Origin of the sequence: Lysinibacillus sp. Bpr_S20 (assembly GCF_023337835.1) — a bacterium.
Classification (GTDB): Bacteria; Bacillota; Bacilli; order Bacillales_A; family Planococcaceae; genus Lysinibacillus.
In genome coordinates, this window is the sequence record NZ_JALNLQ010000001.1 from 25952 (window position 1) to 42443 (window position 16492).

16 protein-coding genes and 1 riboswitch are annotated in these 16492 nt (G+C 39.1%); of the genes, 6 read left to right on the forward strand and 10 right to left on the reverse strand.

Annotated features, from left to right (window positions below; translation table 11 throughout):
- Window positions 1-155 precede the first annotated feature (155 nt).
- A complete protein-coding gene (gene speG, locus MWJ95_RS00140; protein ID WP_249074358.1) occupies window positions 156-692 on the reverse strand; it encodes a spermidine N1-acetyltransferase in 537 nt (178 codons plus the stop codon).
- A 298-nt stretch (window positions 693-990) separates the two neighbouring features.
- A riboswitch (guanidine-I (ykkC/yxkD leader) is annotated at window positions 991-1087 on the forward strand.
- Window positions 1088-1565: 478 nt separating this feature from the next.
- Between speG and MWJ95_RS00145 the strand changes: the two genes are divergently transcribed.
- Window positions 1566-1907, forward strand: a complete 342-nt coding sequence (locus tag MWJ95_RS00145) for a DMT family transporter (RefSeq protein WP_249074356.1) — start codon at window positions 1566-1568, stop codon at window positions 1905-1907.
- Complete coding sequence (locus MWJ95_RS00150) at window positions 1907-2221, forward strand: DMT family transporter (protein WP_249074353.1); 315 nt, start codon at window positions 1907-1909, stop codon at window positions 2219-2221. The genes MWJ95_RS00145 and MWJ95_RS00150 overlap by 1 nt, the downstream gene beginning before the upstream one ends.
- A 955-nt stretch (window positions 2222-3176) precedes the next feature.
- On the opposite strand, the gene MWJ95_RS00155 is transcribed toward MWJ95_RS00150, so the two are convergent.
- The 4 genes from MWJ95_RS00155 to MWJ95_RS00170 all read right to left on the reverse strand — a co-directional run bounded on the left by MWJ95_RS00155 (window position 3177) and on the right by MWJ95_RS00170 (window position 7087).
- Window positions 3177-4052 (reverse strand): glycine betaine ABC transporter substrate-binding protein, encoded by an 876-nt coding sequence (locus MWJ95_RS00155; protein WP_249074351.1) that lies wholly within the window; start codon window positions 4050-4052, stop codon window positions 3177-3179.
- Between the two features lie 69 nt (window positions 4053-4121).
- Window positions 4122-4976 (reverse strand): ABC transporter permease, encoded by an 855-nt coding sequence (locus MWJ95_RS00160; RefSeq protein ID WP_249074350.1) that lies wholly within the window; start codon window positions 4974-4976, stop codon window positions 4122-4124.
- Entirely contained in the window at window positions 4969-6168 is a 1200-nt protein-coding gene (locus MWJ95_RS00165; protein WP_249074349.1) for a quaternary amine ABC transporter ATP-binding protein, read from the reverse strand. The genes MWJ95_RS00160 and MWJ95_RS00165 overlap by 8 nt, the downstream gene beginning before the upstream one ends.
- Before the next feature lie 283 nt (window positions 6169-6451).
- Complete coding sequence (locus MWJ95_RS00170) at window positions 6452-7087, reverse strand: GntR family transcriptional regulator (protein ID WP_249074348.1); 636 nt, start codon at window positions 7085-7087, stop codon at window positions 6452-6454.
- Between the two features lie 273 nt (window positions 7088-7360).
- On the opposite strand from MWJ95_RS00170, the gene MWJ95_RS00175 reads away from it, so the two are divergent.
- From MWJ95_RS00175 to MWJ95_RS00190, 4 genes are read left to right on the forward strand one after another with little or no spacing between them, the layout of a single operon-like run.
- On the forward strand, window positions 7361-8092 hold the full coding sequence (locus tag MWJ95_RS00175) for a GTP cyclohydrolase II (RefSeq protein ID WP_249074347.1): 732 nt from the start codon (window positions 7361-7363) through the stop codon (window positions 8090-8092).
- Window positions 8093-8106: 14 nt separating this feature from the next.
- Window positions 8107-9216 carry a bifunctional diaminohydroxyphosphoribosylaminopyrimidine deaminase/5-amino-6-(5-phosphoribosylamino)uracil reductase RibD gene (ribD, locus tag MWJ95_RS00180; protein ID WP_249103611.1) on the forward strand — a complete coding sequence of 370 codons (1110 nt, stop codon included), beginning with the start codon at window positions 8107-8109 and terminating at the stop codon, window positions 9214-9216.
- A complete protein-coding gene (locus MWJ95_RS00185; RefSeq protein WP_249074345.1) occupies window positions 9213-10298 on the forward strand; it encodes an FAD-dependent monooxygenase in 1086 nt (361 codons plus the stop codon). The genes ribD and MWJ95_RS00185 overlap by 4 nt, the downstream gene beginning before the upstream one ends.
- 17 nt (window positions 10299-10315) lie before the next feature.
- Window positions 10316-10879 (forward strand): 5' nucleotidase, NT5C type, encoded by a 564-nt coding sequence (locus MWJ95_RS00190; RefSeq protein ID WP_249103614.1) that lies wholly within the window; start codon window positions 10316-10318, stop codon window positions 10877-10879.
- Between the two features lie 391 nt (window positions 10880-11270).
- Here the strand turns inward: MWJ95_RS00190 and MWJ95_RS00195 are convergent, their stop codons facing one another.
- The 5 genes from MWJ95_RS00195 to MWJ95_RS00215 form a co-directional block, all read right to left on the reverse strand.
- Window positions 11271-12038, reverse strand: coding sequence for an IclR family transcriptional regulator (locus MWJ95_RS00195; protein ID WP_249074343.1), 768 nt, complete (start codon window positions 12036-12038; stop codon window positions 11271-11273).
- Between the two features lie 87 nt (window positions 12039-12125).
- Entirely contained in the window at window positions 12126-13268 is a 1143-nt protein-coding gene (locus tag MWJ95_RS00200; protein ID WP_249103615.1) for a CaiB/BaiF CoA transferase family protein, read from the reverse strand.
- A 20-nt stretch (window positions 13269-13288) separates the two neighbouring features.
- Complete coding sequence (locus MWJ95_RS00205; RefSeq protein WP_249103619.1) at window positions 13289-14095, reverse strand: enoyl-CoA hydratase/isomerase family protein; 807 nt, start codon at window positions 14093-14095, stop codon at window positions 13289-13291.
- Between the two features lie 47 nt (window positions 14096-14142).
- Window positions 14143-15219: an acyl-CoA dehydrogenase family protein gene (locus MWJ95_RS00210; protein ID WP_249103622.1), complete on the reverse strand. Its 1077-nt coding sequence runs from the start codon at window positions 15217-15219 to the stop codon at window positions 14143-14145.
- A complete protein-coding gene (locus tag MWJ95_RS00215; protein ID WP_249074339.1) occupies window positions 15216-16370 on the reverse strand; it encodes an acyl-CoA dehydrogenase family protein in 1155 nt (384 codons plus the stop codon). Before MWJ95_RS00215 ends, MWJ95_RS00210 begins: the two co-directional genes overlap by 4 nt.
- Window positions 16371-16492 lie beyond the last annotated feature (122 nt).

Here is a 16492-nt window from a genome sequence, read left to right on the forward strand (position 1 = left end):
AAACGTAAGCCTTCGAAATGACCAAGCCCTTCTAATTATTTAAATTGTAGACTACTTCGCTAAATTTAGTCAAAGGTATATGTTGCAAATTTGCAAACGGGTGATAACAATAGTAAGTAGCACTAAAGCCCAGGTACTCGTATGAGCGCCTGGTTTTATTTCAAAAGATTTTCTGAAGATACTTCACTGTGGAATTCATATTGAAAAATGCACATACGAAGAGCGTCTCTATAAGCACCTTCAGTGAAAAACTCTTCTCTAAGTTCGCCTTCTACGTTAAATCCAGCTTTTTTATAGATATGAATAGCTTTTTCGTTTTGTTTATCGACTATTAAATATACCTTGTGTAAATTTAATATATTGAAAGCATACTTCATAGCAAGTCTAGTAACATAGTATGCGTAACCTTTCCCTTGACAGTTAGGATCAATTATAATTTGGAATTCTGCGTTACGATGGATTAAGTCAATCTCTACTAGTTCAACTAGCCCGATAATATTATTTTCATCTTCCGCAATAAAGCGTCTTTCACTTTGTTTATGAATATGTTTATTAAATAAATCTTGTAGTTCAACAAAAGATTCATACGGTTCTTCAAACCAGTAAGACATTATCTTAGAATCATTGTTTAGCTTATGAACATATTTTAAATCTTCTTTTTCTAATGGCCTTAATTTAATTCTATTTTGCATTTTATTCTCTCCCCTAAATACGTTTCTATAGAAAATACTAAACTGTATAGTTACTATATAGTCAAGTAATTACAAAAAGGTGATAAAAATAGCCATTTATGTGTAGCTCCTGTTTGTCCAATCAAGTAGTTTATTCCTGGCCCAAAGCGGCATAACCATCACAGATGGCATTTTGATCGATGGTAAACAAGTATTTTGATAAATATCTAAGCGAGAAGAATGCATTTCTAATCACAAAAGATTGAGGGGAGAGTAGAAAATGACTGAATAGTTTGCTATACTAGTAGCACAATCAGATAGGATAGTTTTCTAGGGTTCCGTAGCAAATGCTAGTCTGGTCCGAGAGAAAACCGCAAATTGATTTTGTGACACGGAAGGATAAAAGCCTGGGAGATACTGTTTACAGCAGTGTTTCTTAGGCTTTTTTATTTGGCTACGGAGGGAAGGGGAGAAAAGTTCAATTCAATAAGAGTGAAGTGCCCGGGAAATTATCGAACTGATCAGGTATGTCGAAGAAATGATCAGGTAGGCCATGAAACTGATCGGGTATGCCGAAGAAATGATCGGGTAGGCCATGAAATTGATCGGGTATACCGAAAAAGTGATCAGGTAGGCCATGAAACTGATCGGGTATGTCGAAGAAGTGATCAGGTAGGCCATGAAACTGATTGGGTATACCGAAGAAGTGATCAGGTAGACCCCGAAACTGATCGGGTATGTGAAGAAATGATCAGGTAGACCCCGAAACTGATCGGGTATGTGAAGAAATGATCAGGTAGACCTCGAAACTGATCGGGTATGCCGAAGAAGTGATCAGGTAGGACAGAAAATCGCTCAATATCCGTGTTTAACAATAAAATGGAGGAAATCACAATGAACAAACAATGGTTAAGTGTCGTAATTGCTGCTTTTTTTGAAGTTGGTTGGGTTATTGGTTTAAAGCATGCAGGAAGTGTATTGGAATGGATGGGTACGGCTATTGCTATTTTTGTTAGCTTTTATTTACTAATTAGGGCTGGAGAAAGCTTACCGGTCGGCACTGTCTATGCAGTATTCGTAGGTTTGGGGACAGCGGGTACTGTATGTGCTGATAGCTTATTGTTTGGAGAGCCATGGAAATTAGCCAAAATTTTATGTATCGTCGTTTTACTTGCAGGGGTCGTCGGTTTAAAGCTTGTGACGGGAAATTCTGAAGAGAAAGGGGTAGATGCATAATGGCATGGGTTGCATTATTAGTAGCGGGGCTATGTGAGATGATGGGTGTTTTTATGATTAGTAAATATAATGAAGCTAAAAGTATGAAAAATTTAATGTTATTGATTTTCGCATTTACCTTGAGCTTTGCTGGCCTTGCATTTGCCATGGAAACATTACCAATGGGTACAGCATATGCAATTTGGACAGGAATTGGAGCGGCTGGTGGTGCATTACTCGGTATGATGTTTTTCAAAGAATCAAAGGACTGGAGACGAGTTGTTTGTATAGTCCTTGTTTTAGGGGCCGCGATATTTTTGAAATTATTATCTTAATGAATAGTCATCTGGCATCGGTCGAATCGTTGCTAGATGACTATATTTGATTTTCATTAAGCTTAAAATGGTGGAAGTTTGTTTGATAATTTCCCATCAACTATAGGGTTAGAAGATGAATAAAATTGGCGTAGTAGATCATATTTTAAAATAGCCATTAGAAAAGGGGAATTTGTGTAAATAACCAAATTTGTATCAATAAGAGAATTGAGAGGTGATGAAATGCTATTATTAAAAAACCCATATTTAAGACTGTTTATCTTTTCATGTATAGCAATTATAGCAATTTCTATATTCAATATTTCATATCTTAATAGAGTCTTGGAGGTTGTTTTTGTATCTTTTCTAATGACTATAATTTCTGATCTTGCTTTTCAAAATAAAAAATTCCGAGACTATTCATTAGTACAGAAAATAGCACTTTTTGGAATAAGTGTAGGCATGTTTATTTTAGTTTTCGTTAGTTTAAAGTTACCATAACGGATATAAATACCCGCGAAGTGAGGGTAAATACCCGCGAAGTGAGAGAGAATACCCGCGGAAGAGGGTGAACCCATGAAGTCAGGGCAAATACCCGCGAAGTGAGGGTAAATACCCGCGAAGCAAGAGAGAATACCCGCGGAATGAAGGTAAATACCCGCGAAGAGAGGGAGAATACCCGCGGAAGAGGGTGAACCCATGAAGTGAGGGTAAATACCCGCGAAGAGAGGGTAAATACCCGCGAAGTGAGAGAGAATACCCGCGGAAGAGGGTGAACCCATGAAGTCAGGGCAAATACCCGCGGAGAGAGGGCAAATACCCGCGAAGTGAGAGAGAATACCTGCGGAATGAAGGTAAATACCCGCGAAGAGAGGGAGAATACCCGCGGAAGAGGGCAAATACCCGCGAAGCAAAGGTATTTACCCACATAAAAAGACAGACAACCGTTGTAGGTTGTCTGTCAATGCTTAAAAATTTATTTTTTTACATCCTTCGTCCATTCAGCAACTTTGTCTTCATTATCTTTAACCCAATCTTTAGCAGCTTGTTTTGGATCTTTGCCATTCATTATTTCTAGCATAACGTTTTCTAAGTCTTCTGATGTCCAGTGGAAGTTATCTAGTACAGAATATACATCTGGTTGATCTTCTTTTAAACCTTTACGAGCAAAAGTGTTAATCGTTTCTTCGCCACCGTAAATACCTTTTGGATCTTCTAAATATTTAAGATCATATTTAGCGAATTTCCAGTGAGGAGACCAGCCAGTTACGACGATGTCTTCTTTATTTTTAATCGCTTTAGCAAGAGAAGTTGTCATAGCACCGGATGAAGATGTTAATAGATTCCAATCTGCTAAATTATCATATTCATCTTTAGCTGTTTCAGTAGCAGCTGTAATCCCAGCACCAGGTTCGATCCCCGTAATTGTTTTATCTGCTTGGTTTTTTAAATCCTCGATCGAATTAACGTCCATGTAGCTTGGTACTACTAGGCCTATTTTGGCACCTGAAAGGTTTTCGCCTAGCTCATCTAGATCATCTTTATATTTTTTGTATTGTGGGGCATGTGTATTGGGTAACCATGCAGCGACCATACCATCTGCTTCCCCTTTTGAAACAGCCTCCCACATAATTGCATTATCAAGCGGTGTTAATGTTACATTGTAGCCTAAATCTTCTAGCACCTGACCTACTACATTCGTTGAGGCAATTTCTGTATCCCATTCAACGTAGGCTAGATTGACGTCCTTTGAGTTACCACTGCTCTTACTTGAATCATCACCACTACATGCAGCTAGCAACAAGCCAAGCCCTAAAGCCATGCCTAATTTAGTTAATGTTTTCAGTTTCATCAAATCTTCCTTTCGTAAATTAATAGTTTTGTATCAAACGACAAAACGTAAATCTAATTACCTCTAGCTTTAGACGGTTTTCTTCTTATTAAGACTTTGCGTTAAGCGGTCTATCACAATGGCGAAAATAACTAGACCTAAACCTGCAACAAAGCCATTCCCAACCTGTGTACGTTGTAGTGCTGTTAATACTTCGCGACCTAGTCCAGGTGCACCAATCATAGAGGCAGTTACAACCATTGACAGTGATAGCATAACAGTTTGGTTAATCCCTGCCATTATCGTTGATTTGGCAAGAGGGATTTCAACTTTAAATAGTTTTTGTCTTGAGGTACTACCATATGAATCCGCTGCTTCCACTAATTCTTTTGGTACTTGGCGAATTCCTAGGTTCGTCATACGAACAGTTGGTGGTAAGGCAAAAATAACGGATGCAAATACACCAGGTACGATTCCAATACCAAAGAAAGCAACTGCAGGAATCAAGTACACGAAACCAGGCATTGTTTGCATGAAATCGAGTATCGGCTTAATCACATTTTCGGCTACCGTTGATTTGGACATGAGAATGCCAAGTGGAATACCTAAAACGATTGAGATGATACTTGAAAACAGCACGAGCGTTGTTGTTTCCATAAGATGTGTCCAAAGACCTTGGTTGTAAATAAATAACAAACCAATTAATGAAAACGCAGCAAGGCCGAATTTCTTGCCAGTAACAAAAAAGGCAAAAATAACAACAAGTAAAATCAGGATAATTGGGGGAATGCTTATTAATAAATCAGTGACTTGATTCATGAGTAATTTTCCGTTTTTTTGAATTAAGTTAAAAAACACTGAAAAATTACTCGTCAACCAGTCCATAACGGATTCTACCCATGGTCCCAATGGTATAACTGGGATATCGTCTAAAAAATTATTCATGTACAACTGCCTCCTCATCGCTAGTTGAAAGTGCTTCGATGACAACGCCCCGGATGAGAACACCAAGTAAGCGTTCATCTTTTACAACTGCAATTGGAGTAGGAGAATTATGAATCATGCCTAAAATATCCTGTAAAAGCATATCTGGTGGAACGGTCAACATATCTGATTGAACGATTGAATGTACCGTTTGTTCTTGTCTTTTAGCTGCAGCCCGTGCGTCGTCAGCGGTAATATAGCCTTTTAAATGTCGATTTTTATCAACGGCCATTAGTAAACTAACCGTCTCTTCGCGCATTCTTTTTAGTGCAACGGTCGGTCCATCTACATCTACATTGACATATATAGGTCGAACCATAGCATTTTCGGCCGTTAATACTTTAGAGCGATCGACGTCTTCAACGAAAGTTTTAACGTAATCATTTGCAGGGTTTGTTAAAATTTCTTCCCCAGTACCAATTTGAATGATTGAGCCATCTTTCATAATGGCGATACGATCACCAATACGTAATGCTTCATTTAAATCGTGGGTGATAAATAAAATTGTTTTTTTCAAAGTGCTTTGCAAATCGAGTAATTCATCTTGCATTTCTTTACGAATTAATGGGTCGAGTGCAGAAAAAGCCTCATCCATTAGTAATATTTCAGGGTCATTGGCAAGTGCCCGTGCTAATCCAACACGCTGCTGCATACCACCTGATAATTGACTCGGATATTGGTCTTTATAAGCAAGTAAGCCTGCATTTTCGAGAGCCTGCTCTGCTTTTGCTTGACGTTCTTCTTTTGAGATGCCTCGAATTTCAAGGCCGTATTCAGTGTTTTGAAGAAGTGTACGATGGGGGAATAAACCGAAGTTTTGAAAGACCATACTCATTTTGTTTCTTCTTACATTACGTAAACTATCTTTACCCATTTTAGAAATATTTTCTCCATCAATATAAATATTTCCGCTTGTAGGCTCGATTAGTCGGTTTAAAAGTCTAATAAGTGTTGATTTCCCACTTCCTGACAATCCCATAATGACGAAAATTTCACCTTCATTTACGGTAAAACTTGCATCGTATACACCAACAGTTGCACCTGTTTCTTTTAAGATATCAGTCTTGCTTTTTTGTTGCTTGACGAGTTCTAATGCTTGGGGAATATGTTTTCCGAAAACTTTAGAAACATGTTCCACTTTTATTTTTTCCAATAGAACCACTCCTTTCGTAGATCAATTTCGCCTTGGCGTAATTGATATTGCTTCACTTACGCACTGATAGATTGCCACAAGACATGGCGATCTTAGGCTCCAGTTCCTCTTTTCAGTAGGTGTTTGGACACCCACTGAATGAAGATAAATACTATTTGAGGATAATGATACCCAAATATGAACAAGTAACAACTTTACACTAACAAAGAGTTGTTACTTCTGTCAAATCGACAAATGAGAAAAAATCCGCTTAAACGCTGTTATATCAGCGCTTAAGCGGATTTTAATTTGGGTATAAAAAGCTCTGAACTCGAGCAAAACTTTCATCATTTCCGATAAAGTAAATGATATCACCTTCTTCTAAGGATACATAAGGACCAGGTGATAGTAATAATTCATTTTTACGACGAATTCCGACAATTGTGCTAGATGTATTTTGCCAAAAATTTAATTCCTGTACTGTTTGGTGAATACAAGGGCTTTCAGCTGTCATCTCTAATTGATAGGGGATAAATGGATTGACAGATCGGAAATGCTCAGTTCGACTAATCAGTTGTTTCGTCTTGTCCTGTAGGTTTATTAATTCTTGGTGCTGCTTCTGGATGCTAGTCATAAGCTCGTGCTGAAGTTCATGGACAGATTGAACATCATGGAATTGCCTTACAAAATGCGCCGCCTTTTCATAGGAGATAATAATAACGCCACTGCCCTTGGAGGCTTCCACGATTTCTAAATCTTGCAAAACGGCAATCGCTCTTCTTGCGGTTTCCGCAGAGACATTGTATTGGCTAGCTAGAGATGATCTGGCATAAATTTTATCGCCAATTCGATATTTTCTTTCCACGATTTTTGAGGCCAGATCGACAGCTATTTGCTGGTATTTTGGCTGCTTCACCTGCACATTTTTTTCTAATTGCATTCTTAACTTCCTTTCGTCATGACAGTTACCACAGCTTATTATAGACTAGCCTGCACAGAAAAAATAGCATCTCCATAAGCTATTAGTATATGATAAAAACGTCATGAAGCAGATTTTGTTTCTTATTCATTATTTTTAATAGAATTAGGTGCTGTTGTTTGACAGTAGTTAGTTATTAATATAAACTAAGTTACATTATGTAAGTTATGTGAAAATAAAAGTACTCAGTTAGTGGATATGGCTAACTGTTAACAATAGAAGGTTGGAGAAATTATGACAATTACAACTAAAGTTTTGGATATAGTGCAAGACAAAATGACAATCGTGAAACAAACGGAAACTGAAAGTGTTTGCCTAGTCGGTCCAGTGAAATTACCGGTAAAACAGGGCGATTTTTCAGCAACATTTCAATGGTATAACTGGCTAAAAGTAGATGCCAATCTGTCAAAAGAAGAAATTATTGATGGTTTAGCATCTGCAAATTTAGCTTTTACACAACAATCATCAGTGCTGGTATATGGAGACTTTGAACATGCAGAGGATGCTCTAATTCGCATGCATAGTATCTGTCATACAGGTGATATTTTTGGCAGCCAGCGTTGTGACTGCGGTTACCAATTACATGAATCAATGAAAATGATTGTAGAACATGGTTGCGGTGCCATTTTCTATTTAGCCGATCATGAAGGTCGTGGGATCGGGCTATTCTCGAAATCTCTTGCTTATTTATTACAAGAAGAGGGGTTAGATACGGTTGAAGCAAACCATGCTCTTGGCTTCCCAGACGATAGCCGTTCTTATGAAGACGCCATAACAGTGTTAACTGCGCTTCGTTCAAAACCAGTTACGCTGATTACTAATAATCCGAAGAAACTTGCCGCATTACAGGCACATGGCTTAGCAGCAGAAGGACATGTCCCATTATGGGGAGGATTAACGGAGACAAACCGTTTCTATTTAGACACGAAAGTAGAGAAATCTGGACATTTGCGCGAAGAGAAGTGAGTGGAGGAACAAAGATGACAAAAGATGAAAAATATATGCAGCTAGCTCTTGATCTTGCCGCTAGTGCAAAAGGAAATACGAACCCGAATCCACTTGTAGGGGCTGTACTCGTGAAAGACGGGGTAATTGTTGGAACAGGTTTACACAGAAAAGCAGGTGAACCACATGCAGAGGTGCATGCATTCCGAATGGCAGGAGAGCATGCTAAAGGTGCGACACTCTATGTGACGCTTGAGCCATGTTCACATTATGGAAAAACACCTCCTTGTGCAAACTTAGTGAAGGAATCAGCAGTTAGTCGTGTTGTAGTAGCGATGCAAGATCCAAATCCTGCTGTTGCTGGGCGCGGTATTCAATTGTTACGAGATGCAGGTATTGAGGTAGAGGTGGGTGTTTTGGAAGCGCAAGCTCGCCGTTTAAATGAACGTTTTATTCATAATATGCTGACAAAACGACCATTTATTTTGGCAAAATATGCGATGACTTTAGACGGAAAAATAGCTGCTCATACAGGACATTCCAAGTGGGTAACAGGTGAAGCAGCTCGTGAGGATGTACACCGTATTCGACATGAAGTGGATGGTATTTTAGTTGGTGTGGGTACTGTTTTAGCTGACAATCCATCTTTAACGACAAGATTAAAAGAACAGTACGGGAAAAATCCTGTGCGCATTATTATGGATAGTTCACTTCGTACACCAGCTCATGCCAATGTTTTGTGTGTAGAAGAAGCAAAAACAATTATTGTATGTAGTGAGAATGCCGATCCCAAAAAAATAACGGCATTTGAGGAAAAAGGCGTAACAGTATTGCCAGTTCGACATAATTCCGAGGGGCTTGTTATTGATGATATGCTTGAAAAATTATATCAATATGGCATTACGGATATTTTAGTAGAGGGTGGCAGTACCATCAACGCTTCATTTTTACAGCAAGGTGCTATTAACAAATATATGATTTACATAGCGCCGAAGATTCTTGGCGGTCGTTTATCATTAACACCTATCGCTGGTCAAAATCCAGCCTCCATGGATGAAGCATTGGATGTGGAATTTGCTTCGTTTGAGCAGGTTGGGCAAGATTTACGTATTATTGCTTATCCAAAGATTGGTGAAGAAAAGTGAATTATCAAGCAGATGTTTGTATCGTAGGAGCTGGGCCGGGTGGAGCATTGCTTTCGCACTTACTAGCGAAAAAGGGTCTTTCCGTAATACTACTGGAACAAAACGCAGCACTAGGGCAGGCATTCCGCGGTGAACATTTAAATGAGGAGGGTGAGGCTGTTTTAAAGAGTCATCAGCTTTTTGAAGCAGTCGAGGAGCTCGGCTTATTACGTATGGAAAAGCTTGAATATTACGTAGAAGGTAGGGCATTTAAAACCATTCTTCCTGATGAAGCTGTAGGGCATTTGGGAATTCATGTGCCGCAAGCAAATCTATTAAAGGGAATTTTACAAGAAACGCAGCATTTTCCGCACTTTTCTTGTTTCCTGAATACGAAGGTAAAGAAGCTCATAGTTGATTCTTTGGGCAGATATACAGGTGTCATTGCTTCGAAAAATGGGGAGACAATTGAAATTAGTAGTCAGTTAATTATCGGTGCTGATGGTCGTTACTCAACGATTCGTAAAGAAGCGAATATTGAGATTCAAAAGCATAAACACGGCTTTGACTTACTTTGGGCAAAAATTCCTGCCCCCGATGGATGGGAGCCATCTATTAAAATGGCATTAATAGAGGATATGCAGCTATCATTGTTTACGCAGGTAGGCGGCTTTATTCAAATTGGATGGAATATTCATCAGGGAAGTTTTCCACAGCTGAGAAAACAAACCTTTACACCGTTTATCAATCAGCTTTCAGAGGCATTTCCAGAGTTAGCAGAGACAGTGAAGACACATATCACATCTTGGCATGACTTTGTTTTACTGGATGTCTTTAGTAGTCACTGTTACAGTTGGGGAACAAAGGGCCTTGTCTTGTTAGGAGATGCTGTTCATACGATGACACCAACTGGAGCATTTGGACTCAATAGTGCACTCAAGGATGCAGAGTGTCTAGCATCACTCTTAAATAAAGATACGCTTGCTCATTTTAACGTACAAGATTTTCAACAAATGCGCGAGCAGGCCATTGACGAAGTATTAGCGAAGCAAATTGAAAAAGAGCAAACATTTGCGGTGAACTTCATAAACATGGCTTCTTGAAGGGAAGAAAGAACAAGATGAAATTTGGTTTTGATATAGATGATACACTCATTGATTTACGAGCACACGCCTTTGAGCTCTATAATAAAAAACTTGGTCAAAATGTTACGCAAGAAGTATTTAAAACTTTGCAAAGGGTTGAAATTCACGAACCTTTTGGTTTAACAGATGCTGAAGGAGCGGCGATGTGGAATCGGTTATTAGCGGAAATTTATTTTACAAATTGTCCTGCTTTTGAGGGAGCATTAGAGGTGCTCCACACTTTAGCACAGCAGGGACATGACATTTATTATATTACTTCACGTCCTAAACAGTATTGTGAGCAAACACAAGCATGGATGAAAGCACAAGGATTTCCTATCACAGCAGGTCACTTTTTCTGTGGAATGCAGGATACAGAAAAAGTAGCAATCATCAAAGAGCTAGCTTTAGATGTTTATGTGGATGATAAACCAGCTGTATTAGAAACACTGCAAGATGTGAATACAAAAGTGATTTTAAAAAATCAATCGTATAACAAGCATGTTGAACTGCCACGCTTAACTCATTGGGATGATTTCGTAAGATTGGTAAATAATTAACTCCTCATCATAGCGTGTAGTTGATTTCCGTTCCGACTGGGCGCTTTCCTGGGGGCGTCCGATGAGCCGCTTCACTCGCGTTGCTCGCTCCAGGGTCTCATCTGTGACGCTGATCCCCAAGGAGTCGCCCAGTCTCCACTCCAATCAACTAATAAGGTCAGATTTTTAATAAAAAATCAGCCGCAAATTTAGATGATGAGCGTTTTCATGAAGTTATCAGCGATACCAGGCAAATTATCAGCGGATTTCATGATGTTATTAGCGATTTCAGGCAATTTATCAGCGGTTCCATGATTTTATCAGCGATTCCAGGCAAAAATAATTAAAGCAAAAAACCCGAATGGAAAGCACTTCATCAGTGAATCCATTCGGGTTTATTTTTTTGTTTTTATCAATACAATTGCTTCTCGATTTCTAATGCAACGCCTTGAATAGTGTCAATTAATAAATTTTCATCATAGTCACTATAGCGTACTTCTGGTATAACAAGTGACACGGACGCAATTATTTGGTTGGATGCATTTAAAATCGGTGCAGATACAGAGCATGCTCCACGCACACGTTCACTATTACTTTTCGCAAACCGTTGTAAACGGATCTGCTTTAATTCCGTTAACAGCTGCTCTTTTGAAAGTATAGTATTATCAGTGATACATTCAAGACTTATATTCTCTACATATTCTTCAACATTCGGCATAAATGCGAGCAATATTTTAGATGATGCACCTGCATAAAGGGGAGAGGTGTCACCTACAAACATTTTCGTTGACAGCGGATATGTTGAATCGTAGTTTACAATACATCGTCTTTCCAAGCCATCAATAATATTCATGGAAACACTTTCGCCGATTTCTTCGTTTAACTTTTTTAAAATAGGCTCTGCGACAATAAGTAGACTTGATTCTTCTTTTACTAAATTACCTAAATACAGAAGTGAATGACCTAATTGATAGCGCTTAGTACGTTCATCTTTGTGAAGAAAGCCTTCGTACACAAAGGTAGAGACGAAACGCTGTAAACTCGAAATGCTGATCCCTGTTTTTTTGCTTAACTCTGTTAGGGAAAGGTTTGGTTCATCTTTTGAGAAAGCTTTTAATACTTTAATAGCTTTGTGCAGCGATGACATTGTATAGTTTTTTTCGAAAATCTCCTGATTCATCCCGTCACCTACGTAATAAAATTTTCTTCGACAACCGCCGGAGGATTTATCTTCTGAAATATATTTTATCTATATTATAGCGTAATTTTATTGTTGTAGAGTGGACTTTTGAAAATCATTTGTATGTTCTCCAAGTATCGGAGGAGCTTGTTTATATTGAATATTTAAATCAGAGAACTTTAACGGGTTTTTGATGAATCTGATTGTCCCGTATTGTTCGTGCTCTATTTCACCAATCATGTCGCGGGCCTTAAATTGCGGTTGTTCTAGTGCTTCCGCAATCGTGTTCACACGTCCGCCTGGAATTTTGTATTGTTGCAATAAGGTAATCCATTCATCCCGTGTTTTTGTCATGGTCATGTCAGTGATCATCAGAACTAGCTCCGCTTCGTGTTGCTTGCGCATTGTATTTGTGACAAAGCGCGGATCATCGGCCCATTCTGCACGATTCAACATCGTGCAAAACTTTTTAAATTGACCATCTGTCCCAACGCAAATCATTAAGGGGCCATCCGCACAGTTAAATACTTGATAGGGCGCAACATTATTATGACGATTGCCAAGACGTTCTGAGATAAAGCCTGTATTGATATAAGCGCTTGCTACATTTGCTAAGCTGCTCATCTGAATGTCTAATAAAGCTAAGTCAATAAATTGCCCTGTATTGTTTTGATCGCGCATTCGTAAGGCGGCTAAAATACTAATGACGACATAATTAGATGTTAAAATATCTGCAATAGGGACACCGACTTTTGTCGCTTCTCCTTCAGGTGAGCCTGTGACATGCATTAAACCACTCATTGCTTGAATAACTGGATCGAAGCCTGGTTCTTGTGCAAGAGGACCTGTTTGACCGAATCCTGTAACAGCGCAATGGATAATTCTGGGATTCACTTTTCTTAATTCCTCATAGCTGAGTCCCATTCGCTCCATGTCCCCCGTTTTAAAATTTTCGAGTACGACATCGGCATCTTTGACAAGTTCTTTAAATTTTTCTCTGCCATCTATTGTCTTTAAATCTAATGTGATCGATTTTTTATTGCGATTGGCACATAAATAATACGTACTCTGACCATTTACAAATGGCCCCCAATCACGCATACTATCAGAGCCATTTGGATGTTCTATGCGTATGACTTCTGCTCCTAAATCTGCCAACATCATGGAGCCGGCAGGGGCAGCATAAACACGCGATAAATCTAACACTCGAATATTTGCAAGAGGTTGCATCGTTCTTCCTCCTTCACACGTCATTTATAAACAGGCTTACGTTTTTCTACAACTGCGTTGACACCCTCTTTAAAATCATCTAGCTCTGTTACAATAGCCATTTGTGATGAAATGTAATCAAGGGCAGAACGTAAATCCATTCGTTGACTTTGATAAACAGCACGTTTAATGAATTGCAATGTTGTCGTTGGGCGACTTGCTAATTCCTTTGCATAATTCAATGTGTATTCTTCAAGCTCATGGTCTTCAACAACAAATGTCACAACACCTTTGTCTTTTGCTTCGTCAGCAGTTAATACACGAGCTGTCCAGAACATGTCCAATGCTTGATCGATACCGATTAATTTTGGTAAATAATATGCTCCACCGTCGCCCGGCACAATTGCAACGTTGATGTAGCTTTCAGAAATCTTTGTAGATTTTGCAGCAATCCGTATATCGCACATTAAGGCCATATCAAGTCCTGCACCCATGGCAAACCCGTGTACCTGTGCGATAACGGGTTTATCGATTTCTTCAAGAAGTAGGGGGATACGCTGAATCTTTTTCCAAAGTGAATTTTTTCGCGCTAAACCTGTAGAAGAAATATCGTCCTCGCTTTGGAAAAATCCTTCACCAGCTTGCATCGCCTTAATGTCTCCACCAGCACAAAATGATTTTCCATTCCCTTTTACGATGACGACACGAATATCCTCTGAATCACGAACATTTTCAAGCGCTTCAATCCATTTTGAGATCATTTCTTCACTAAAAGCATTGTACGCCTCAGGTCTATTTAATTTTATTGTGGCAACGTGGTCTTGCACATCAAAAAGTAAATCAGTCATTGTTAACACTCCTTATTAGTAGTTTGTTACAAATGGTTATTAAGTTCTTATCCTTCTACTTTAAGAAGGGGAGAGTTAGAGCTAAACGAAGTTAAATATTCCCATAGACTATCTCCGCTATTTTCTAGTAGTTGAGTTGCGACCAAATTAGTCCAATACGAGGTGCTCGTTCCTTCATCGCGCCATGACCAAAGTCTGCGTGTAAATTGATGTAAACTATGCTCGTGTGTCGTACCAATTGCAGCATGTACTTGATGCGAAATGGTTGTTATTGCTTGAATAACTTCTTCGAAACGAATGCGAGCGTAAGCAACCTCACTGTTTTGATTGTTCATCTGAAGGGCTTCGGTTACATTATTAAATGCTGCTAGGGCAATCGCCGTTTCACCTGCTAACTGCACTATATGCTGCTGAACGAGCTGGAAGCGATGAATCGGTCGACCAAATTGCTCACGTTCTTTCGTATATTGAACTGTTAAATCATTTATTTTATCGATGGCACCAGTCATCAGAGCTAATTGAAACGCTGAATGGAGTGTTGTTATAGCGTGAACGTCGTCAGAAGATAACACAGGAGAAACTTGTGAAACCTTAGCATGCTGGAATATCACAGTATCACGCGGCTCGCCTGCTAAATTCGACCCTAGCTTTATTTCTGCTTGGCTTAAATCTATTTCTACTAGATGAGTACCCTCTGTACTATTTGCAAGTGTTACTAAATGTTTTGTATGACGTGCCCAAGGAATTTGTATGGCCTCTCCCGTTAATTTGCCATTTTCTAAAGAAAAAGCTTGGTTAGGGCAGAGCATATACGTAGCCAAATCTTCAATGACTTGTAAATTAGTAAACTCCAATAAATAATTTGCAAATGTTGTTTCTGTAAATGGGATTGGTGCAGCATATTTACCAGTTAAGCGAACAATATTCAATAAATCCTCTATGTCACCACCAGCACCGCCATTTTTTTCTGTAATGGCTACATCAGTCATCCCGTTTTCTTTCAATAACTCCCATAATTCTGGTGCCCAATGTCCTTGTTCAACTGTATCGACTAACTCTTTATCGACTTTTTCTTTTAACATGCGCTCTACAACGTCAACGATCATATCTTTCATTTCACTCATTGAGCGACAACCCCTTTCGCTACAACGCCATACAGTACTTCTGACGTTCCTCCTCGAATAGTAAAACCTGGTGCATGTAAAATGGATTCAGCCATAAAGCGATCGATTTTACGATGCGCATCAAGTGTTGGATAAGTTTGGATGATTAAGCGTGTGATTTCAGGAATACTTTGCTCAAATTTCGTACCGAGTGCTTTCACAAGTGCAGCAGGAATAGATACGTCATCACCATTACCGGATTCTAAAAGCTGGGCAACTCCAATGGACAAATTACGTAGACCCCAAAGACGAGCTACTATTTTAGACGCTTGCTGTAACCCTTCTAAATTGTTTTGGCGCTTTAACTCCTGAATAAGCTCATCGATTAATGGGAATGTACTCAATATTCGTTCTGGACCACTACGCTCAAAGGCAAGCTCTGCTAAGCCTTGAGCCCACCCATTACCGATCTCTCCAACAACCATACTGTCAGGGACAAAAACATTGTCAAAGAACACTTCATTGTAATGATGTTCGCCGGTTAAAAATTTGATTGGAACAATAGTGATACCTTCCGCATGTAAATCAACAATCAACTGACTGAGCCCTGCATGCTTACTTTTTCCATCAAAAGGACTTGTACGGACTAAAGTCACCATATAATGGCAAAGATGTGCATTACTCGTCCATATTTTTTGACCGTTGACGATCCATCCTCCCTCTACTTTTTCAGCACGTGTGCTAACTGAAGCGAGGTCAGATCCACTATTTGGTTCACTTAAACCGATGCCGAAGTAGCATTCACCCTTCACAATTTTCGGTAAGAAATATTCGCGCTGCTCTTCTGTTCCATATCGTAAAAGAAGTGGTCCTGTTTGACGATCGGCAAACCAATGTGCAGCAACCGGTGCACCAACGGCTAAAAATTCCTCTGTTAAAATGTATCGATCAATGGTGCTCCTCTCCTGGCCGCCATATTGTTTAGGCCAAGTTAAGCCAATCCAGCCTTTTTGACCGATTAATTTAGAGAATTCAGGGTCATCTCCGCTTAGCCAAGAGTCACATTTAGGCGTGAAAGTTCCTTTTGCTAATTCATCCTGTAGAAACGTTCGAACATCTAAACGAAATTGCTCTTGCTCTTGTGTAAATTGCACAGTTGGTAATTGAAACATTTGATCACTCCTTTAAAATTTTACCGTAATGTGGTAACCATTATTGTATATGTGTATTTTATGACCACTTTATAGCTGTAGTCAATTACTTTTTTGGAATTATTAGAAAATTTTATGAAGCG